Annotated in this window: 18 protein-coding genes; 13 read left to right on the forward strand and 5 right to left on the reverse strand. The window is 68.6% G+C overall.

What is annotated here, in order from left to right:
* Nucleotides 1-11 precede the first annotated feature (11 nt).
* The 9 genes from AX708_RS16315 to AX708_RS16355 are packed head-to-tail and all read left to right on the forward strand — an operon-like array spanning nt 12 to nt 11590.
* Complete coding sequence (locus AX708_RS16315) at nt 12-1532, forward strand: XrtA system polysaccharide chain length determinant (RefSeq protein ID WP_066533058.1); 1521 nt, start codon at nt 12-14, stop codon at nt 1530-1532.
* Between the two features lie 16 nt (nt 1533-1548).
* Nucleotides 1549-2547: a P-loop NTPase gene (locus AX708_RS16320; protein WP_066533057.1), complete on the forward strand. Its 999-nt coding sequence runs from the start codon at nt 1549-1551 to the stop codon at nt 2545-2547.
* A complete protein-coding gene (locus AX708_RS16325) occupies nt 2544-4214 on the forward strand; it encodes a hypothetical protein (RefSeq protein WP_066533053.1) in 1671 nt (556 codons plus the stop codon). The genes AX708_RS16320 and AX708_RS16325 overlap by 4 nt, the downstream gene beginning before the upstream one ends.
* Nucleotides 4215-4231: 17 nt before the next feature.
* The gene (locus AX708_RS16330) at nt 4232-5452 is read left to right on the forward strand and encodes an XrtA/PEP-CTERM system-associated ATPase (RefSeq protein WP_066533051.1); all 1221 of its coding nucleotides are present in this window, start codon (nt 4232-4234) and stop codon (nt 5450-5452) included.
* Between the two features lie 4 nt (nt 5453-5456).
* Complete coding sequence (locus tag AX708_RS16335; protein ID WP_067490450.1) at nt 5457-6401, forward strand: XrtA system polysaccharide deacetylase; 945 nt, start codon at nt 5457-5459, stop codon at nt 6399-6401.
* A complete protein-coding gene (locus AX708_RS16340; RefSeq protein ID WP_066533047.1) occupies nt 6398-7459 on the forward strand; it encodes a FemAB family XrtA/PEP-CTERM system-associated protein in 1062 nt (353 codons plus the stop codon). The genes AX708_RS16335 and AX708_RS16340 overlap by 4 nt, the downstream gene beginning before the upstream one ends.
* Nucleotides 7459-8691, forward strand: coding sequence for a TIGR03087 family PEP-CTERM/XrtA system glycosyltransferase (locus AX708_RS16345; RefSeq protein ID WP_066533046.1), 1233 nt, complete (start codon nt 7459-7461; stop codon nt 8689-8691). Before AX708_RS16340 ends, AX708_RS16345 begins: the two co-directional genes overlap by 1 nt.
* On the forward strand, nt 8681-9682 hold the full coding sequence (gene xrtA, locus AX708_RS16350) for an exosortase A (RefSeq protein ID WP_066533045.1): 1002 nt from the start codon (nt 8681-8683) through the stop codon (nt 9680-9682). Before AX708_RS16345 ends, xrtA begins: the two co-directional genes overlap by 11 nt.
* Before the next feature lie 12 nt (nt 9683-9694).
* The gene (locus tag AX708_RS16355) at nt 9695-11590 is read left to right on the forward strand and encodes an XrtA/PEP-CTERM system amidotransferase (RefSeq protein ID WP_066533043.1); all 1896 of its coding nucleotides are present in this window, start codon (nt 9695-9697) and stop codon (nt 11588-11590) included.
* Here AX708_RS16355 and zapE read toward each other — a convergent pair.
* The 3 genes from zapE to AX708_RS16370 are packed head-to-tail and all read right to left on the reverse strand — an operon-like array spanning nt 11587 to nt 13978.
* Nucleotides 11587-12708: a cell division protein ZapE gene (zapE, locus tag AX708_RS16360; RefSeq protein WP_066533042.1), complete on the reverse strand. Its 1122-nt coding sequence runs from the start codon at nt 12706-12708 to the stop codon at nt 11587-11589. The genes AX708_RS16355 and zapE overlap by 4 nt on opposite strands.
* Nucleotides 12709-12712: 4 nt before the next feature.
* Nucleotides 12713-13180, reverse strand: a complete 468-nt coding sequence (locus tag AX708_RS16365; protein WP_066533041.1) for a PaaI family thioesterase — start codon at nt 13178-13180, stop codon at nt 12713-12715.
* An 18-nt stretch (nt 13181-13198) separates the two neighbouring features.
* Nucleotides 13199-13978, reverse strand: coding sequence for a succinate dehydrogenase iron-sulfur subunit (locus tag AX708_RS16370; RefSeq protein ID WP_066533040.1), 780 nt, complete (start codon nt 13976-13978; stop codon nt 13199-13201).
* A 237-nt stretch (nt 13979-14215) separates the two neighbouring features.
* On the opposite strand from AX708_RS16370, the gene AX708_RS16375 reads away from it, so the two are divergent.
* Nucleotides 14216-14962 carry an SDR family NAD(P)-dependent oxidoreductase gene (locus AX708_RS16375; protein WP_066533039.1) on the forward strand — a complete coding sequence of 249 codons (747 nt, stop codon included), beginning with the start codon at nt 14216-14218 and terminating at the stop codon, nt 14960-14962.
* On the opposite strand, the gene AX708_RS16380 is transcribed toward AX708_RS16375, so the two are convergent.
* Entirely contained in the window at nt 14959-15264 is a 306-nt protein-coding gene (locus AX708_RS16380; RefSeq protein ID WP_066533038.1) for a hypothetical protein, read from the reverse strand. The genes AX708_RS16375 and AX708_RS16380 overlap by 4 nt on opposite strands.
* Before the next feature lie 96 nt (nt 15265-15360).
* Here AX708_RS16380 and AX708_RS16385 point away from each other — a divergent pair, with 96 nt between their 5' ends.
* On the forward strand, nt 15361-15993 hold the full coding sequence (locus AX708_RS16385; protein ID WP_066533036.1) for a class I SAM-dependent methyltransferase: 633 nt from the start codon (nt 15361-15363) through the stop codon (nt 15991-15993).
* A gap of 74 nt (nt 15994-16067) precedes the next feature.
* Nucleotides 16068-16229 (forward strand): hypothetical protein, encoded by a 162-nt coding sequence (locus AX708_RS20605; protein ID WP_156443520.1) that lies wholly within the window; start codon nt 16068-16070, stop codon nt 16227-16229.
* Nucleotides 16230-16353: 124 nt separating this feature from the next.
* Here AX708_RS20605 and AX708_RS16390 read toward each other — a convergent pair whose 3' ends face one another.
* Nucleotides 16354-19107 carry a ribonuclease E/G gene (locus AX708_RS16390; RefSeq protein ID WP_066533034.1) on the reverse strand — a complete coding sequence of 918 codons (2754 nt, stop codon included), beginning with the start codon at nt 19105-19107 and terminating at the stop codon, nt 16354-16356.
* Between the two features lie 425 nt (nt 19108-19532).
* Here AX708_RS16390 and AX708_RS16395 point away from each other — a divergent pair, with 425 nt between their 5' ends.
* On the forward strand, nt 19533-20450 hold the full coding sequence (locus AX708_RS16395; RefSeq protein ID WP_066533033.1) for an N-acetylmuramoyl-L-alanine amidase: 918 nt from the start codon (nt 19533-19535) through the stop codon (nt 20448-20450).
* Nucleotides 20451-20489 lie beyond the last annotated feature (39 nt).

A 20489-nucleotide genomic window follows, 5' to 3' on the forward strand; every position in this document is an offset into this window, starting at 1 on the left:
CGCGCACCGGCATGAGCGAGATCTTCGACGAACTGCGCGCGGCGCTGTGGTCGGTATGGCACCGGCGCTGGATCGCGATCGCGGTCGCCTGGGGCGTGTGCCTGCTGGGATGGCTGGTGGTCAGCATGATCCCCAATGCCTACGAGAGCAAGGCGCGCGTCTATGTCGATGTCGAGGACGTGCTTTCCAAGCAACTCGGCATTGCCGGTGACGGCAAGGAAGAGATCATGCGGGTGCGCCAGACCCTGTCGAGCGCGAAGAACCTCGAGAAGGTCGTCACCACCACCCGTTTGGGCGAGGGCATCACCGAGCGCGGCGCGCTAGACGGGGCGGTCGCGGCGCTCGAGAAGAAGGTCAAGGTGACGTCCGAGCAGGACAACCTGTTCCAGATCACCGCCGAGATCGGCCGCAGCGAATTCTCCGATGCCGAAAACGCCGTGCTGGCGCGCGATGTCGTGCAGAAGCTGCTCGACATCCTGCGCGAGGAATATGTCATCGGCAGCCGCACCGGGATCAGCACCGCGATCGGCGATCTCGACCGCCAGCTGCAGGAGCGCAAGGCCGAGCTCGAACAGGCCGAACAGCGCCGGCTCGCGTTCGAATCGCAGTATCCCGACCTCGTCGGCGGCTCGGACAGCCTGTCGAAGAAGGTGCAGGACGCGCGCGCCGAATTGCGCAATGTCGAGGCCGATCTGGCCGCCGCGCAGAGCGGGCTCGCCGCGATCTCGGGGCAGATTTCCTCCACGCCGCGCACCATCACCGGCGGACGCGATGCGACGGGGCCGCGGGCCGCGTTGCAGCAGGCCCAGACCCAGCTTGCCGAACTGCGCGCGCGCGGGCTCACCGATAGCCACCCCGATGTCGTCTCGACTACCAAGCAGGTCGCGATCCTTGCGCGGCAGGCCGCGGCGGCCGGCGATGATGCGGGCGGCGCGCCCAATCCCGCCTATGCCTCGCTGGTCGCCCTGAAGAGCGAACGGCAGGCGAGCGTCGAGGCGCTCCAGGCCCGCCGCGCCGCGCTCCAGAGCAATGCCGCAGCCTTGCTCGCCAGTCAGGCGAGCGAGCCCGCGGTTGCCGCCGAAGCCAACCGCATCAGCCGCGACTACGACGTGCTGCGCCAGAACTACGAGAAGCTGCTCCAGGACCGCGAGGCGCTGAAGACCCGCGGCAAGGTCGAGGACAAGGCCAGCCAGTTCCGCTTCGACATCATCCAGCAGCCGGGCGTCCCCCAGAGCCCCGCCGCGCCCAATCGCCCGCTGCTGTTGCTCGGCGTGCTGATCGTCGGGATCGGGGCGGGCGTGGCCGTGGCCTATGCACTCGGCCAGCTCAAATCGAGCTTCGCGACCCCCCAGAAGCTCGAGCGCACCTTCGATCTGCCGGTGATCGGCGCGATCTCGCTGACCGTCTCGGAAGCCGCGCGCGCTATCGAACAGCGGCGGCTCAAGCAATTCGCCGGAGCCTGCGGAGGGCTCGGTGCGATCTTCGTGATTTTGCTCGCGATCGAGTTCGTCTCGGTCGGCGGCGTGGCCTGAGGACGGGACAGACGAAATGACCGATCAGGGCAAGATCAATCGCGAGGGCGCAAGGCCTGCTTCGCTTTTCGAACGCGCGGATGCGGCCTTCGGGCTCGATCCGCGCGCCGGCGGGCTCAAGCTGCCCGACGTGCCGCCGGTGCCGCAGGCGCTGCGCCGTCCGACGCCTGCTCCTGCGCGCGCTCCCGAGCCTGCGCCTGCGCCGCAAGCTGAGCCCCGTCAGGCCGCCCCCGCTCCGGCGCCCGAGCCTGTCGCTCCCCCGCCGCCGCCACGCGCGGTTGCCTTCAACGGGCCGTTTGCGCGGATCGACCGCGAACATCTGCGCGACGGTGGGTTGATCGTCCCCGAAGATCCGGTGACCGGGCTTCTCGAGGAGTTCCGCATCGTCAAGCGCGAGCTGCTGGCCGATGCCCGCACGGGCGGCTCGCCGCTCGCCCGCCGCATCCTCGTGTGCTCGCCGCATACGGGCGAGGGCAAGACCTATTGCGCCACCAACCTCGCCATCGCGCTCGCTGCCGAACGCGGGCTCGAAGTGGTACTGGTCGATGCTGATGTGGTGAAGCCCAGCATCACCGAACGCCTCGGGATCGCATCCGAGGAAGGCTTGATGGACGCGCTTGCCGATCCGCGCATCGCGGCGGAAGACCTCGTGATCCGCACCGATATCGAAGGCCTGTTCGTGCTGCCTGCGGGCAAGGCCAGCGCGCGCGATGCCGAATATCTCGCCAGCGCGCGCACCGGCGACGTGCTGAATCGTCTGACCGAAGGCGCGCCCGACCGCATCCTGATCTTCGACACGCCCCCCGCGCTCGCCGCCTCGCCCGCTGCCGAACTCGCCAAGCATGTTGGCCAGGCACTGCTGGTGGTGCGCGCCGACGAGACCAGCCGCGCCGCTCTGGAAGACGCGCAGCAGCTGCTTTCGGCCTGCGGCGACATCAAGCTCCTGCTCAATGCCGCGCGCTACAGCCCCTCGGGCCGGCGCTTCGGGTCCTATTATGGCGCGAAGGGGAAATGACCATGCGTGCCCGCATCCTCACCAAGCTTCTGCTGACCGCCGGCCTTGCGGCTGCCGCTGCTTCTGCCACGCCCGCCTTCGCTCAGGCCCAGGGCCAGCAAGGTCAGGGGCAAGGCCAGGGCGGCGACGCCCCTGCGCAGCGCAGCAGTCGCGTGATCCAGCCCTATATCGAGGTCAGCCAGGTCGTCTCGGCCCAGATAAGCCCGGGCAACGACGTCGTCACCTTCACGCAGATCGCCGCCGGGGTCGACATCAACGTCCAGGGCCGCAACAGCGGCGCGGCGGTCTCGCTGCGCTATGAACGCAACATCGCCTATGACGACGATGCGGTCGATACCGACACGATCAGCGGCATCGCGCGCGGGACGCTTGCGGTGGTGCCGGGCGCACTCAGCCTCGAAGCCGGCGCGCTCGCCTCGCGCACGCGGGCCGATGGCGGCGGGGCGGTGACCGCCAACCCGCTGGTGCGCGAGGATGCCGAAAGCCGCATCTACAGCGCCTATGCCGGGCCGAGCCTGCGCACCCGGGTCGGCGACGTGGGCGTCGAGGGCGTGGTGCGCGTCGGCTACAACCGCTTCGAGGTCGACAACGCCCTCGTCACGCAGGGCGGGAACGCGATCGACACCTTCGACGACAGCGTTACCTACATGGGCCAGCTGCGCGCCGCCACGCGTCCTGGCGAGCCGCTGCCGGTGGGCCTTGCGGTCACCGCGGGGGGCTTCCAGGAGGATATCGGCAATCTCGACCAGCGCGTGCGCGACCTCTACGTGCGCGGCGATGTGACCGTGCCGGTATCGCGCACCCTCGCGGTGGTCGCAGGGGCGGGCTACGAGGATGTCGAGATCTCCAGCCGCGATGCGGTGCGCGATGCGAACGGCGTCGCCCAGCGCGACGAGAACGGCCGTTTCATCACCGATCCCACCGCCCCGCGCCGGATCGCCTTTGCGGTCGACGGCCTGTTGTGGGACGTCGGCGTGCTGTGGCGCCCGTCCTCGCGCACCAGCCTTCAGGCCTCGGTCGGGCGGCGCTACGATTCGACCACCTACTACGGCACCTTCACCTATGTCCCCAATGAGCGCAGCGCCTTTGCCCTGGCGGTCTACGACGGGGTGAGCGGCTTTGGCGGGGTCATCAACAACGGCCTTGCCCGGCTCGACAGCAATTTCGAGGCGATCCGCAATCCGGTGACCGGCGATTTCGGCGGGCTGGTGAGCGGCACGCAGGGGCAGGCGATCGTCGGCTCCCTGGGTTCGGTCCGCTCGGCCGCTTTCCGCGGGCGCGGGGTTGCCGCCTCCTACCAGCGCCAGATGGGCCGCACCACGGCCTCGCTCGGCGCGGGCTACGACCGGCGCACCTTCATCGCCGCGGCCGGCACCGCGCTCGCGCCGCTCAACGGCCTGACCGACGAGAGCTACTACATCATCGGCGGCCTGACCCGGCAGATCGGCGACAATGCCAACATCGCCACCAATGCCTATGCCAACTGGTTCGACGGGGCGGGGGGCAATGATGCCACCGCTGCCGGGATCTCGGCCGCCTACAACCAGTCGATCACCCGCCGCCTGACCGGCCGCGCGGCGATCTCGGTCGATTATGTCGACAGCGAATTCACCGCGCAGGATTTTGCCTTCGCGTCGGCGCTGCTCGGCCTGCGTTACGATTTCTGAGGGGAGTGCACGAGCACATGTACGAGAACTTCTACGGCTTCAGCGGACGCCCCTTCCAGCTGACTCCCGATCCGCAATTCTATTTCGAGAGCGTCAGCCACAAGAAGGCGATGAGCTACCTCGGCTATGGCCTCAGCCAGGGCGAGGGGTTCATCGTCATCACCGGCGAAGTCGGCGCAGGCAAATCGACGCTGGTCGCGCACCTGATGGAGCGGATCGACCCGGCCGCGCTCACTGTCGCGCAGGTCGTCACCTCGGCGCTTGACGGGGCCGAGATCGTCCACGTCATCGCCCAGGCTTTCGGCCTCCCGGTCGAAGGTCACGACAAGGCCACCGCGCTGGGCGCGATCGAGCGCTTCCTGCAGGATGAAGCGCGCGCCGGGCGGCGCTGCCTGCTGGTGGTCGACGAGTGCCAGAACCTCGAACTGACCGCATTGGAAGAGCTGCGCATGCTCTCCAACTTCCAACTGGGCTCGCACCCGCTGCTGCAATCGCTGCTGCTCGGCCAGCCCGAGTTCCGCGCGACGCTGGCCCAGCACCCGGGCCTTGAACAGCTGCGCCAGCGGATCATCGCCTCGCACCACCTCGAGGCGCTGGATGCCGGCGAGGTCGAGCATTACGTGCGCCACCGCCTCGGCCATGTCGGATGGCAGGGCAAACCCGGGTTCGAAGACGGGCTGCTCGACGCGCTCTACCGCCACACCGGCGGCATTCCGCGGCGGGTCAACCAGGTGATGAACCGGTTGCTGCTGCTCGGCGCGATCGAGGAGCGCGAAACCCTGAGCCAGACCATGCTGGGCGACGTGATGGCCGAAATGGCGGCCGATCAGAACCGCGGCGCGCGCGGGGCAAGCGACCTGCGCAGCGCGCCGGTTGTCGAGCCGGTCGCACCCGTCGCACCCGTTGCACCGGTTCCTGTCGCGGCGCCTGCCCAGCCTGCACCCGGCAGCCTTCCGGCGACCGAAGTCGCCGCCCTGCTGGCCGAGCGCGACGCGCGTACCGCCGAACTTGAAGCCGCCATCAGCGAATTGCAGGCTGCCGGCATGGCGCATCCCGCGCTTTCCGCCGCCGGTCCGCACGCCATCGCGCCCGAAGATGCGCGCGCCGCCGAAGCCCGGCTCGCCGCCGCGCTCGAGCGGATCGAGGCGCGCCTCGAGGAGCAGGAGCAATCCTTCCGCCACGTGCTGACGATGCTGATCGAGTGGCTCGAGGAAGATCCGTCGCGCAGGGCTGCGTGACCCCATGAACGCTCCTTTTCCTCCTGCCTCCGGCCATCCGGTCGTCAACGGCCTGTCGGTCGATGTCGAGGACTGGTTCCAGGTCGGCGCCTTCGAGAGCGTGATCGCGCGTGGCGAATGGGATTCGATCAGGACCCGCGTCGAGGACAATGTCTACCGCGTCATCGACCTCTTCGCCGAGGCCGATGTCAGCGCGACCTTCTTCACGCTGGGCTGGGTGGCGAAGCGGCACCCGGCAATGATCCGCCGCATCGTCGATGCCGGCCACGAGATCGCCAGCCACGGCTATGATCATGCGCGGGTGTTCACCTTCACCCGCAAGGAATTCGCCGAGGACATCCGCAAGGCACGCCAGATTCTCGAGGATGCGGGCGGGGTGGCGGTGACCGGCTACCGCGCGCCGAGCTTCTCCATCGACTACCGCACCCCATGGGCCTTTGCTGAGCTGGCCGAGCAGGGCTACGCCTATTCCTCCAGCGTCGCGCCGGTCACCCGCGACCACTATGGCTGGCCCGAAGCGCCGCGCTTCGCCTTCCGCCCCCTGCCGTGGTCGGCGATGATCGAGATCCCGGTGACCACCGCGATCCTTGGCGGACGGCGTGTGGCGGCAGGGGGAGGGGGCTTCTTCCGGGTGCTGCCTTATGCCTTCTCGCGCTGGGCGATCCGCCAGGTCAACCGCCGCGAGCAGCGTCCGGCAGTGTTCTATTTCCACCCCTGGGAGATCGATCCCGATCAGCCGCGCGTCGGCCATGCGCCGCTGCGCTCGCGCTTCCGGCATTACACCGGCCTTGCGCAGATGGCGGGCAAGCTGGCCGAGCTGGTGCACGAATTCCGCTGGGGCCGGATGGACATGATCGCCCACCGTGAGGCGGCGCGCGCGATCGATCTGGAGCTGCTGCCGCCGGTGCTCGAACTCGGGCCCGAGGCGCAGGTGGAGGCGGCCGAATGAACGCGCCGGTCAAGGCCGCCACAGCCACGCGCGCGCTCGATTTCCGCGACGCGGCCGAGGTGCGCCGCATCGAGAGCTTCGTCGCCGAGAGCGGCGGCTCCCTGTTCCACCGCCCGGCATGGCTGCGCGCCGTCGAGGCCGGAACCGGCCAGCGCGCGGCGGGGCTGGTGGCCGAACGGATGGGCACGGTCACGGGCTGGCTGCCGCTCACCGAGGTGCGCTCCGCCCTGTTCGGCAAGGCGCTGGTATCGAGCGGGTTCGGCGTGGCGGGCGGCATCCTCGCCTGCGGCGAAGACGCCGCGCAGGCGCTGGCCGAGGGCGTTCAGGGCTTCGCCCTTCGCGCCGGTTTTTCGGGTGTGGAACTGCGCGGCGGCCCGGTGCCTCAGGGCTGGGACAGCTGGTCGGACAAGCATAGCGGTTTCGAACGTCCGCTGGCCGCCGATGACGAGGCCGAACTCCTCGCCATCCCGAGGAAGGCGCGCGCCGAAGTGAGGAAGGGCCTCGGCCTCGGACATCGCGTCACTGTGGGGCGGGCCCGAGACGATATTGCCGCACACTATGCCTGCTACAGTGCGAGCGTCCGCAATCTCGGCACGCCGGTCTTCCCCCGCGCGCTGTTCCGAGCAATGCTCGAGGCCTTCCCCGACAGCAGCGACATCCTCACCGTCTGGGCGGGCGAGACCCCGCTCGCGAGCGTGCTCAGCTTCTATCACGACGGCGCGGTGCTGCCCTTCTGGGGCGGCGGGGTGTTTGAGGCCCGCGCGGCGCGGGCGAACGAAGTCATGTATTACGAACTGATGCTCCACGCCCGGCGGCAGGGCATGAACCGCTTCGATTTCGGTCGCTCCAAGACCGGAAGCGGCCCCTACAGCTTCAAGAAGAACTGGGGCTTCGAGCCGCAGCCGCTGACCTATGCCGCCTGGACCGCGCCGGGGGCGCCGCCGCGCAATATCGATCCCACCGACGCGAGCTTCAGCCGCAAGATCGAGCTCTGGAAGAAGCTCCCGCTGCCCGTCGCCAACACTCTGGGGCCGTGGATCGCGCGCGGGCTCGCGTAATGCCCGGCATCCTGTTCCTCGCCCACCGCGTCCCGTTCCCGCCCGACCGGGGCGACCGGATTCGCTCGCATCACCTGCTGAAGGCGCTCGCCCGGCTCGGCCCGGTCCATGTCGGCTGCTTCGGCGAAGGTGACGCGCAGGCCGAACAGGCGCTGGCCGCGCTCGCGACGTCGCAATGCGTGGCGCCGCGCACCAAGCCGCTGCCGCTGGCGGGCGTCGAGGCGGTGCTTGCGGGCAAGCCGGTGAGCCTCACCGCCTTCCAATCGGGCAAGCTCGCCCGCTGGGTGCGCGAGGCCATCGCGCGCGAGGGAATCGACGCGATCGTCGTCTTCTCTGGCCAGATGGGGCAATATGTCCCCGAAGAATTCGCTGGGCCGGTGGCGATCGACCTGTGCGATGTCGACAGCGCGAAGTTCGAGGCCTACGCCGCCGCGGGCGAGCGCAAGTGGCTCTACGCTCGCGAGGCGCGGCTGCTGGCGCGCGAGGAGGAGCGGCTCGGCCAGCGGGCCGATGCGACCATCCTGATTTCCGAGGCCGAAGCCGCGCTCTACCGCAGCCGCCTCGCCGCGCCCGATGCGGTCAACGTGCAGGTGATCGGCAACGGGATTGACGCTGCTTTCTTCGACCCCGCGCTCGCTGCCTCGCACCCGGAGCTTGCCGCGACGGCGGGGCCGCATTTCGTCTTCACCGGGCAGATGGACTATCGCCCCAACGAGCAGGCCGCGCTGTGGGTGATCGAGGCGCTGCTGCCACAGCTGCGCGCGCGGATGCCGCAGGCGATGTTCCATGTCGTCGGCCGCAATCCGACCCGAGCGCTGATGACGCAGGACGGTGCACCGGGCGTCAGGGTGTGGGGCGCGGTTCCCGACGTCCGGCCGTTCCTCGCCGCTGCCGATGCCGTGCTCGCTCCGTTGCTGATTGCGCGCGGGGTGCAGAACAAGGTGCTCGAGGCGATGGCGATGGCGCGGCCGGTGGTGCTCACCCCCGAGGCCGCGACGGGAATCGCCGCCGAGGACGGCACGCATTGGCTGGTCTCGCCGCCCGAGGCGCAGGCGATGGCGGCGCGGATCGCCACGCTGCTGGCTGACCCCGTCGCCGCCCGTGAAATCGGCACGGCAGCGCGGCGCTTCGTGCTGGCGCAGCATGGGTGGGAGGCGATGCTCGCCCCGCTCGGACGATTGATCGGCCCGGATCCGCAGACGCGCGGGGAGGGGCAGCGCCATGCCGCCTGAGGCCTTCGCCGCGCCGCCCGCGCGCACTGGCGGGCTGCCGGGAGCCTGGCGCGCGCCGCTCCTTGCGCTGGGCGCGGGGGCAGGCGCGCTGGTGCTTGCCACGCTTCAGGCTTGGGGGACGATGGCGCACCAGTGGTGGAACATCGACACCTACAGCCACCTCATGCTCGTCCCCTTCATCATCGCCTGGCTGGTCGCGCTGAAGGAGGAGGACCTTGCCCGCCTAGCCCCGCAGCCCTTCCTCCCCGGCCTCGCCGGCGTGGCGGCAGGCCTTGCCCTGTGGCGCGCGGGCGAGGGGCTGGAGATCAACCTTGTCGCGCAGGCGGGCGCGGTCGGCGCCTTGCAGGCGGCGGCGGTGACCGTGCTCGGCCTTCGCGTGGCAATCGTGCTCGCGCTTCCCATCGCCTTTGCCGCCGTCATGGTGCCTTTCGGCGACGAGATCATCCCGCCGCTGCAAGCCGTCACCGCCGAAATCGCCATCGCGCTCACCCATGCCAGCGGCGTACCGGCGCGGATCGAGGGGATCCACATCGACACCCCCGCCGGGCTGTTCCGCGTGGCCGAGGCCTGTTCGGGCGTGAAGTTCCTGATCGCGATGATGACGCTTGGTGTGCTGGTTTCGGCCACCCGGTTCAGCCGCTGGACGACCCGCGCCGCCTTCATGGCCGCCTGCGTCATTGTCCCCATCCTCGCCAACGGGGTTCGCGCCTGGGCAACGATCTATGTCGCGCAATATGTCGGCGCCGAGACTGCGACCGGGTTCGATCACATCGTCTATGGCTGGGTGTTCTTCGCGATCATCATCGCGGTCCTGCTCGGCGCAGTGTGGCGTTTCGTCGAGCGCGAGCCCGAGGATTATGGCTGGCAGCTTGCGGCAATCGAAAACTGGGGCTGGATGCGCCGCCTGGAAGCAATGACCTTTGCGCCCGGCAGCGCCGCCGCCGCGATCATCGCCCTTGCGGGCGTTGCCGCGCTCTCGCTCCTGCTCTAGGCCCGTAACACGATGTGCGGGATTGCCGGGATCTTCCATGCCGAGACGCCCAAGCCGGTCGACCCTGCCCGGGTCGTGCGGATGTGCGACGCGCTCGCCCACCGGGGGCCTGACGGTTCGGGCGTGTGGACCGATCACGGCGTCGGGCTCGGCCACCGCCGCCTCTCGATCATCGACGTCGCGGGCTCGCCCCAGCCGATGCACGCCGCCGATGGCCGCGCGGTGATCGTCTTCAACGGCGAGATCTACAACTTCCGCGAACTGCGCCGCGAGCTCGAGCAGGCCGGGTTCAACTTCCGCACCAATGGCGACACCGAGGTGATCCTCGCCGCCTGGCAGAAGTGGGGGCCCGATTGCCTCTCGCGCCTCGACGGGATGTTCGCCTTCGCGATCTTCGATCTTGCCACCCGCAGCCTGTTCCTCGCCCGCGACCGCTTCGGGGTGAAGCCGCTGTTCCTCGCGCACCTGTCCGACGGCAGCATCGCCTTTGCCTCGGAGCTCAAGGGGCTTCTGGCGCATCCCCAGCTGCGCCGCCGGGTCAACCCGCAGGCGATCGAGGCTTACATGGCGTGGGGCTATGTGCCCGACACCCATTCGATCCTTGCCGGCGTCGAAAAGCTTCCCGCGGGCCACTTCTGGGTGCTGGAGCAGGGCAGGGCCCCCGGACGCCCGCAGCGCTGGTGGGACATATCCTTCACCGAGCGCGAACGGGGGAGCGAGGCCGATCTTTCCGCCCAGCTCGTCCATCTGCTGCGCGAGGGCGTCCGCTCGCGCATGGTCGCGGACGTGCCGCTGGGCGCCTTCCTTTCGGGCGGGGTCGACAGCTCGGGCGTGGTCGCGCTGATGGCCGAGGCGAGCGCGTCGCCGGTGCAGACCTGCTCGATCGGCTTCGATGTCGCGGCCTATGACGAGACCTCCTACGCCCGCCAGGTCGCCGCGATGTTCGGTGCGGACCATGCCGAGCGGATCGTCGCGACCGACGACTTCGCCGCCATCGACGCTCTCGCCGCGATGTTTGACGAGCCCTTCGCCGATGCCTCCGCGCTCCCGACCTGGCGCGTGTGCCAACTGGCGCGGGAGCGGGTCACCGTGGCGCTTTCGGGCGACGGGGCGGATGAGGCCTTCGCGGGCTACCGCCGCCAAGTGTTCCACCACCACGAGGAGCGCACCCGCGCGGTGCTGCCTGCCTCGGTGCGGGCGCCGATCTTCGGCACATTGGGCCGCCTGTGGCCCAAGGCCGACTGGGCCCCGCGCCCCCTGCGCGCCAAGGCGACCCTGCTGGCGCTCGCCGAGAGCGGCGAGGCGGGTTACGCCCGCGGCCTCTCGGTGACCCTGCCCGAGGCGCGGGCCGCGCTCTATTCAGACAGCTTCGCAGCCAGCCTCGCGGGTTTCCGCGCCGAGGACGAGCTGATTGCGCTGATGCGCTCGGCACCGGGCCGCTCTGGGCTCGACCGCGCGCAATATGCCGACCTCATGTTCTGGATGCCCGGCGACATCCTCACCAAGGTCGACCGCACCAGCATGGCGGTGAGCCTCGAGGCCCGCGAGCCGCTGCTCGACCACCGCCTCGTCGCATTCGCCGCGCGCCTGCCAGAGGGGATGCGGGTGCGCGGGAGCGTCGGCAAGTACCTGCTCAAGAAGAGCCTCGAGCGCTACTTGCCCCACGACATCCTCTATCGCCCCAAGCAGGGCTTCGTCACACCCATCGCCGAATGGCTGAGGGGGCCGCTCGCTGACGCCTCGCGGGGGATTGCGACGGGGAGTCTCGCCCAGACCGGGTTCTTCCAGCCGCAAGCCATCGCCACGCTGGCCGAGGCCCATATCGCCGGCCGCGCCGACCATTCGCGGACCCTGTGGCAGCTGCTGATGCTGGAGAAGTCGCTCGGTCAGCTCGGGGTGACCGGCTAGTCTTCCGCCCCGTGGCCCAGCGCCATGTAAGCCTCGCTCTGCATCTCGTTGAGGCGGCTGACCGTCCGTTCGAATTCGAACGCCCCGTCGCCCGCCTGGTAAAGCTCCTCGGGCAGCGCGGCGGCGGTCACGAACAGCTTCACGCGGTGCTCGTAGAGCGCGTCGATCAGCTTGGTGAAGCGGATCGCCTCGTTGCGGTTCTCCGGCCCCATCTTCGGGATGCCGACGAGGATCACCGTATGAAAGGCCCGTGCGATGGCGAGGTAGTCAGCCGCGCCGCGGTTCTCGGCGCAAAGCTTCTTGAAGCTGAACACACCGACACCCTTGAGGCACTTGGGCACATGCAGCGTCCGCCCGCCGCCGAGGTCGAGCTCGCCGCTCGGCACGTTGACGGCATCCTCGGGGGCGAAGTCGGTGAGGCGGAAGAAGGCCTCGCGCACCTGCTCTGTCGCCGCCTCGCCGATGGGGGCGTGCCACGTGGCAAGCCCGCCGATGCGGTCGAGCCGGTAGTCGACCGGGCCGTTGAGGCTGAGCACATCCATCTCGCGCTCGACCAGCTCGATGAAGGGCAGGAACAGCGACCGGTTGAGCCCGTCCTTGTAGAGATCGCGCGGGGGGCGGTTGGAGGTGGTGACGATCACCGTGCCGCCTTCCATGAGCGCGGTGAAGAACCGCCCCATGATCGCAGCGTCGGCGGTGTTGGTGACGACCATCTCGTCGAAGGCGAGACAGCGGACCTCGGGGGCCATCGCCAGCGCGACACTCACCAGCGGGTCCTGCCGCTCGGCCTTGCGCGCCTCGGTGATGCGCCGGTCGAGTTCCAGCATGAAGGCGTGGAAGTGGACGCGGCGTTTGCGTTCGATGCCAAGGGTCTCGACGAAGAGGTCCATCAGCATCGACTTGCCGCGCCCGACGCCGCCCCACAGGTAGACCCCGCGCGGGTGGGGCGTGGCTTCGCGGGTGCCGGTCAGACGGGCGAAGAGGCTCCTCTTCGGCGGGGGTGCTTCAAGCTCGTCCTGTAGCCGCGCGAGGCGCTCGGCGGCGGCACGCTGGTCGGGGTCGGCGCGCAACTGGCCGCTGGCGATCAGCGCATCGTAGCGGGCGAGGAGACCGGGCACTGTGTCAGGCTTGGGCGCGCGGCTGCATCTTGCGCACGATGCCCGAGAAGCTCGCGACCGTATCCTCGCCTTGCACCACCATCCCGCGGATGAAGACCAGCTTGCCGGTCTCGCGCACGATCTCGGTCACCGCATCCAGGGGCCGCTGCGGATCGCCCGCCCCGACGAACTGGGTCGAAAGCTCGAGCGTCACCGAGGGGCCGGCATTGCCGGTGCCGATCCGGTGCATCGTCACGAACAGCGCAATATCAATCAGCGAGAGCGTGATCGCGCCGTGGATCACGCCTTGCAGGTTCATGTGCCGCCGCTCGGGGACCATGCGCAGCCGCGCCTTACCGTCCGGGTCGACGCGGGTGATGAGCTTGCCCATCACCGCGCCGTTGAACAGCGTTTCGTCCTTCAGGTCCCAGCGGTGCCAGCCGGGATTGTCCGGGTCCGGCCCGTGTTCGAACACCTCGTCCTTGAAGCTCACGATCAGATCGCCAAGTACCTAGATGGCACGTTCGGCCATCATCTTCTTGGTCTCCGCGATCGCCTTGGCCGGGCTCAGGCCCTTGGGGCAGACGTTCGCGCAGTTCATGATGGTGTGGCAGCGGTAGAGGCGGAAGGGGTCTTCGAGATCATCGAGCCGCTCGCCGGTCATCTCGTCGCGGCTGTCGGCCAGCCAGCGATAGGCCTGCAGGAGGATCGCCGGACCGAGGAACTTGTCGGAGTTCCACCAGTAGGACGGGCAGCTCGTCGAGCAGCATGCGCACAGGATGCACTCGTAGAGGCCGTCGAGCTTCTCGCGTTGCTGCGGCGACTGGAGCCGCTCCTTGCCCGAAGGCGTGGGCGAGACGGTCTGGAGCCAGGGGCGGATGCTCGCATACTGGGCGTAGAAGTGGGTGAAATCCGGCACCAGGTCCTTGATCACATCCATGTGCGGCAGCGGGGTGATGCGGATTTCGCCCTTGAGGTCCTCGATCGCGGTGGTGCAGGCGAGCGCGTTCTTGCCGTTGATGTTCATCGAGCATGACCCGCAGATCCCCTCGCGGCACGAGCGGCGGAAGGTCAGCGTGGGGTCGACCTCGTTCTTGATCTTGAACAGTGCGTCGAGAACCATCGGCCCGCACTGGTCGAGGTCGATCTCGAACTTGTCGTAACGCGGGTTCTGGCCGGAGTCGGGATCGTAGCGGTAGATCTTGAATGACTTCACGCGGCCGCCGGAAGCCTTGTGGGTCTTGCCGTTCGCGCTGATCTTGGAGTTTGCAGGGAGAGTGAAGGTCGCCATTACGTGATCCCGGTTACGCAGTTGCGACCCTACTTAGCGGCATCGCGCGCTCGCGCAAGCGGGGGGTGACTGTCAGATGTTGCAGGCTTTCGCACAGGGGTTGAGCATGGTTCAGCACTGCGGTGTCGGAGACAATGAGACACTTTATAAATGCAAAACTGTCTCCGCCCCCGCAGGCCGGGAAGAGCGGCGTGAAAAAGGGCGGAACCACAAGGCCATGCGGGCACTTTATGCCGCATGGATGATGTAGGACAGACCCCGGTTCGCGTGCCCGCCACGGCCTGTGTGTTCGGGGCGAGCGGCGGGATCGGGCGGGCGCTGTGCGAGGGCCTCGCGGCCGCCGGATGCGCGCGGATTTATGCCGGATCGCGCAGCGGAGCGGTGCCGCAAGGTTCTGCCTTCCAAGGCTTTTCCTTCGATCTGGAAGACGAGGCGAGCATCGCCGCCGCCGCCGCCATGATGCGCGAGGCGCCGCCCGAATGGGTGATCGTCGCGACCGGCGTGCTGACACTGGCAGATGGCACCGGGCCCGAGCGATCCTACAAGCGGCTCGAAGCCGAGACGATGGCGCGGGTCTTCGCGCTCAACACCATCGGCCCCGCGCTGATCGCCAAGCACATGCTGCCGCTGATGCCGCGGGGGCAGGGTTTCACCTTCGCCGCGCTCTCCGCGCGGGTCGGCTCGATTTCCGACAACCGGCTCGGGGGCTGGCATTCCTACCGCGCCTCCAAGGCCGCGCTCAACATGCTGCTCAGGAACTTCGCACTGGAGATGGCGCGCACCCATCCCGACAGCGTGATCGTGGGCCTGCATCCGGGGACGGTCGATTCCACGCTCTCCGCGCCGTTCCAGTCGGGGCTGGCCGAGGGGCAATTGACCGCGCCCGATGTGGCGGCGGCGAACCTCATCGGGGTCCTCGCGCGGCTCACGCCGGCGCAATCGGGCCGGGTGTTCGATTTTCGTGGGCAGGAAGTGCCCGCCTAATCGAACAGCCCCACTGCCAGGTGCGCCCAAAGCGTCAGGAACGCCAGCAGCGCGAGCGTCATCGCGCCGACCCGCCAGCGCAGCGCGGTGAGCCAGTTCATCGCGCCCTCGAGCGCGGCGCACAGCACCAGCAGCATCAGGCCCATCGCGGCGAAATCCTCGAGGCCCCAGTTGACCTCGCGCGTCACCAGCATCGCTGCCGCGGGAAGCGCCAGCAGCAGCGCGGCGGCAATCCACAGCTTCGGGTGGAAGCGGAAGGGCGGCTTGTCGAACGGGCGGGTGCCCGAGGTCGTGGTGTTCATGGCGGCATCCCTCCCAGAAAGCCGGTTTGGCATTTGCCGCATATCGTGCCACGCATTGGTCCGCCGGGAAAGAGCGCAAGTGCGGGAGAGCGGAAAATGGGGCTGGGGAACTGGTACGAGGCAAAGGTGATGCCGCGCCTTATCACTTGCGCCTGCTCGCAAGGGCAGGTGATGAAGCGCCGCGCGGCGGTGGTGCCGCGCGCGGCGGGTGACGTGTTCGAACTGGGCTGCGGAGGCGGGATCAACCATCAGTTCTATGACCCATCCGCGATCACCTCCTATGCCGGGATCGACCCGCACGAAGGGTTGCTCGACGGCGCGCGCGCCGCGGCCCGCGAGAAGGGCTGGGCGGCGGACCTGCGGCAGGGGCGGGGCGAGGCGATCCCTTTTGGCGATGCTTGCTTCGACTGCGTGGTGTGCACCTTCACTTTGTGCTCGGTCGCGGACCCGGCGCAGGTGATGCGCGAGATGCGCCGCATCCTGCGCCCCGGCGGCGCGGTGTTGTTCCTCGAGCATGGCCTCGCCCCGGATGCCGGGGTGCGCGCGTGGCAGGGACGGATCGAGCCGGTCTGGAAGCGCCTCGCGGGCGGGTGTCACCTGACGCGGCCGATCGCCGATGTGTTGGCGGGCGCGGGTTTCGCCGTGGAGCCGCTGGGGCAGGGCTATACCCCCAAGGCCCCGCGCTTTGCCGGGTGGATGGAATGGGGTGCGGCGCGGAAGGTGGAGTGAGATAATTTTCAGAATCGATTTGGGTGCAAAATGTGTTATTATCGTGCGTGAGGGGGTCTTGAAGGAGAATGATAATGTCCAAGCCTGACGCAATGACAAGCTTCCTCTCGGCCGTTGCCGGCTCAGCGATGGCTCCTTTCGAAGCCGGCATCGAACTCGCCACCTCCGGCAAAATCGACACCGATACTGGCGTGAAGGTCGTCCTCGGAACCATTGGTGACAGCATCACCAGGTAACCATCTCTGAGGACTCGATAGGAGGCGAGGGGAAAGTCCCTTGCCCTTCTTTGACCTGACAAAGTCAAAGGGCGGAAGCAGATTTCTGCTTCCGCCCTTTTAGAGGTTGTTCTGGCGCGGCGGCTTACTCGCCGAAGGTCCGCTGCCACCAGCCGCGGCGCGGCTTGGCTTCGGCTTCGGGTGCCGCTTCCGCCGCCGCTTCCTCGACCGGAGCCGGCTCGCTCACCTCGGCGGTTTCGGCGGGCTCGGCATCGGCGACCTTGGCCTTGCGGGGCGCGCGCTTGCGCTTGGGCTTTTCGGCCGGAGCCTCTTGCTCGGCGGGTGCGGCATCGGCGGCTTCGGCGGCGAGTTCGGGCGCGAGTTCGGCGGGGACTTCCTCCGCAACTGGCTCAGCCACCTTCTTCTTGCGCGGCGCGCGCACGCGCTTGGGCTTTTCGGCTGGAGCGGCTTCCTCGGCGGGGGCTTCGGCTTCGGGCTCGGCGGCGGGAACCTGGGCTTCGGCGGGAGCCTCGGCGCCCGCAACATCGCCGGCGCCGTCATCCCCGGTCACGGCCTCGCCGTCATCACCCTGCGCCTCGTCGCTGGCTTCGGGCCCATCGCCCTCACGACGCTTGCGACCGCGACCGCCGCGGCGGCGGCGCTTCTTGGGACGCGCTTCGCCATCCTCACCGGCCTCGGGTGCGGAGCCTTCGGCGCGATCTTCATCTCCGGCCTCGTCGCCGCCATCCTCGCCACGCTCTTCGCGTTCGTCGCCGCCTTCGCCGTCCTCGCGCTCGCGATTGCGGTTGCGGCCGCCGCGCCGACGCCGGCGCTTCTTCTTGCGATTGCCGCCCTCATCGTCGTTGTCGGCACGCTCGCGGCGAGCGGGGCGCTCGTCGCGCTCCTCAGCCACTTCCTCGGCGAAGTCTTCCTCCTCCTCGGGCAGGTCATCATCGTCGTCATCGTCGATGATCGGTTCGAACTTGGGCGCCTGCGAGGGGCGCGGGCCGGAGCTGGAGACGCTCATCTTGGCGCCTTCCTGCTCGCCCTCGGGCACCACCTCGACGCTGACGCCGTAGCGCTGCTCGATCTCGACGAGGTCGGCGCGCTTTTCGTTGAGGAGGTAGATCGCCGCCTCGGTGCTGGCCGCGAGGCGGATCTGTGTGCCCTTGCCGCGCGCCGCCTCGTCCTCGATCAGGCGCAGCGCCGAGAGACCGGCGGACGATGCCGTACGCACGAGGCCGGTGCCGTCGCAATGCGGGCAGGCGCGGGTGGTCGCTTCGAGCACCCCGGTGCGCAGCCGCTGGCGGCTCATTTCCATCAGGCCGAAGGAGCTGATGCGGCCCACCTGGATGCGCGCGCGATCGTTCTTGAGCGCGTCCTTCATCGCCTTCTCGACCTTCCTCACATTGGAGGGGTATTCCATGTCGATGAAGTCGATGACGACGAGGCCGGCCATGTCGCGCAGGCGCAGCTGGCGGGCGATTTCGCGCGCGGCTTCGAGGTTGGTGTGGAGCGCGGTCGCCTCGATCCCGTGCTCCTTGGTGGAGCGGCCGGAGTTGATGTCGATCGATACCAGCGCCTCGGTCGGGTTGATGATGAGGTAGCCGCCGCTCTTCAGCTGCACCATCGGATCATACATCGCGCGCAGCTGGTCTTCGGCGCCGTAGCGCTGGAACAGGGGCACGGGGTCCGAATAGGCCTTCACCCGCCGCGCGTGGCTAGGCATTAGCAGCTTCATGAAGGCCTTGGCCGACTTGTAGCCTTCCTCGCCCTCGACGACGACTTCCTCGATTTCCTTGTTGTAGATGTCGCGGATCGCGCGCTTGATGAGGTCGCTGTCCGAATGGATCAGCGCGGGCGCGACCGAGGCGAGGGTGTTCTCGCGGATCTCGTCCCACACGCGGGCGAGGTAGTCGAAGTCGCGCTTGATCTCGGGCTTGGTGCGGCTCATGCCGGCGGTGCGCACGATCAGCCCCATGGTCTTGGGCAGCTTGAGGTCCGAGACCATGTCCTTCAGCCGCTTGCGATCGCTGGTCGAGCTGATCTTGCGGCTGATCCCGCCGCCGTGCGACGAGTTGGGCATGAGCACGGTGTAACGGCCCGCGAGGCTCAGATAGGTGGTCAGCGCCGCGCCCTTGTTGCCGCGCTCTTCCTTGACGACCTGGACGAGCAGCACCTGGCGGCGCTGGATTACGTCCTGGATCTTGTAACGGCGGCGCAGCGCCATGCGCTTGGCGCGCACCTCGTCGACCTGCTTGGCGCGGCTGCGGCCGCCCTTGCTGTCGCCGCGTTCGCCCTTGCCGCCCTGACGGCGGCGACCGCGACCGCGGCCGCGACGTTCCTCGCCATTCTCGTCGGAGGATTCTTCGCCCTCGCTCTCGCCGCTCTCTTCGTCAGAAGCATCATCTTCGGCGCTGTCTTCCTCGTCCGAAGCGCCGCCTTCGATGGTGGCGACATCGTCCTTGTCGGAGGTGTCGACTTCCTCGACGCCGTTTTCGGCGAAGTCTTCGGCGAGCGCTTCGCCGCTGTCGTCCTCGGCGTCATATTCGGCGCCGGGGGCGATGCCTTCGTCCTCTTCCTCGGCGCGCAGGCGTTCCTCTTCCTCGGCGGCCTCGGCCTCCTCGGCGAGCAGCGCGTCGCGGTCCGCCTTGGGGATCTGGTAGTAATCGGGGTGGATTTCGCTGAAGGCGAGGAAGCCGTGGCGATTGCCGCCGAAGTCGACAAAAGCCGCCTGCAGCGAGGGTTCGACCCGGGTTACCTTGGCGAGATAGATATTGCCCTTGATCTGCTTGTGTTCGGCAGATTCAAAGTCGAATTCCTCAATCCGGTTGCCTTGCAGAACCGCCACCCGGGTTTCTTCCGGGTGGCGCGCATCGATAAGCATGCGCGTTGCCATTGAATAGTCTCCATGCGCCCGGCCTTGACCGCGTGAGCGGTGGAAGGGGGCGCGCATATTGTGGTGAACCGGCGCGCCCTGGGGCCTTGCCGGAAGGGATAATCGCGCTGTGAGCGCCAGAGGCACCCGGCGCGAAGCTCGTGTCTGCAATGGCGAGCGTGCGGCCAAGCGCCGCGCCTTCTCCCGAAACAGCAGCCAAACGCCTGTCGCGCTGGGTGCTGGTTGTCCGGGAAAAGCGATCTGTCACTGCATCAACCTGTATTGGACCGGGCGCGAAGGATATCGATTGCCCGGAGCAAGGGGCGGGCGGGAGTGCGCGGGTTGCGCTCTTATCCGGCCCCTGTGGCAGCAGTGCTAGCACTGTGGGGCGGCCCCCGCAACTCTATTGCGTTTGCCCGTGACAAGAACGTAAGCCGCAAGGCGCAATGAGTTACCGCACCCTCCTGCTGATCGTTCTCCTCGTCCCGGCGGCGCTGCTGGGCGGGGCGAAGGCCTTGGGGCTGGTGATCCCGGTGCCGATCTGGGGGCGTGATTATGTGCTCCATTTCCCCTTCGCGGGCGAGGCGGCCGCGCCGCCCGAACTGCCCCTCGTCGAAGGCCCCGACGATCCCTCACGCCCGCTGGTGGTGATCGATGCCGGGCACGGCGGGCGCGATCCCGGGGCGGTGGGCGAGGATGCCGAGGGCACGCGCTTCGAGGAGAAGGCGATCACCCTCGCCATCGCGCTCGCGCTGCGCGACGAATTGCTGAAGCGGGGCGGGGTGCGGGTGGCGCTGACCCGCGCCGACGACCGCATCATTCCGCTTGCGCACCGCCCCGAAATCGCCCGCCTGCTGGGCGCCGACCTGTTCGTCTCGATCCACGCCGACAGCGCAGGCGAGGCCAATGACGCGGTAAGCGGCGCGAGCATCTACACGCTCTCCGCCGAAGCCTCGAGCGAGGCTGCGGCGCGGTTTGCGGCGCGCGAGAACGATGCCGACCGGTTGAACGGCATCACCATCGCAGGCGCGAGCAAGGATGTCAGCGCGATCCTCGTCGACCTGTCGCAGCAGCGCACGCAGGAGGATGCGTTGGCCTTTGCCGGCCTCGTGCTGCGCGAGGGCGAGAGCGCGCTGGCCTTCGTCCCCCAGCCGCGCCGGTCGGCGGCGCTGGCGGTGCTGCGCGCGCCGGACGTGCCCTCGGTGCTGTTCGAAAGCGGCTTCGTCACCAACCGCGATGACCGCGCGCGCCTCACCACGCCTGAGGGCCGGGCGCAGTATGCCGGCGTGCTGGCGCGCGCGATCCGGGTGTTTTTCGCCCGCCGGGCAGCGACCCCGGAGAGGGCGGATGCGGGCGGGGAATAGGTTTGCAATGCCGCTAGCCTTGGCGCGCATCGGCGTGCT

The organism is Erythrobacter sp. CCH5-A1 (assembly GCF_001557115.1).
In the GTDB taxonomy this organism is placed as follows: domain Bacteria; phylum Pseudomonadota; class Alphaproteobacteria; order Sphingomonadales; family Sphingomonadaceae; genus Erythrobacter.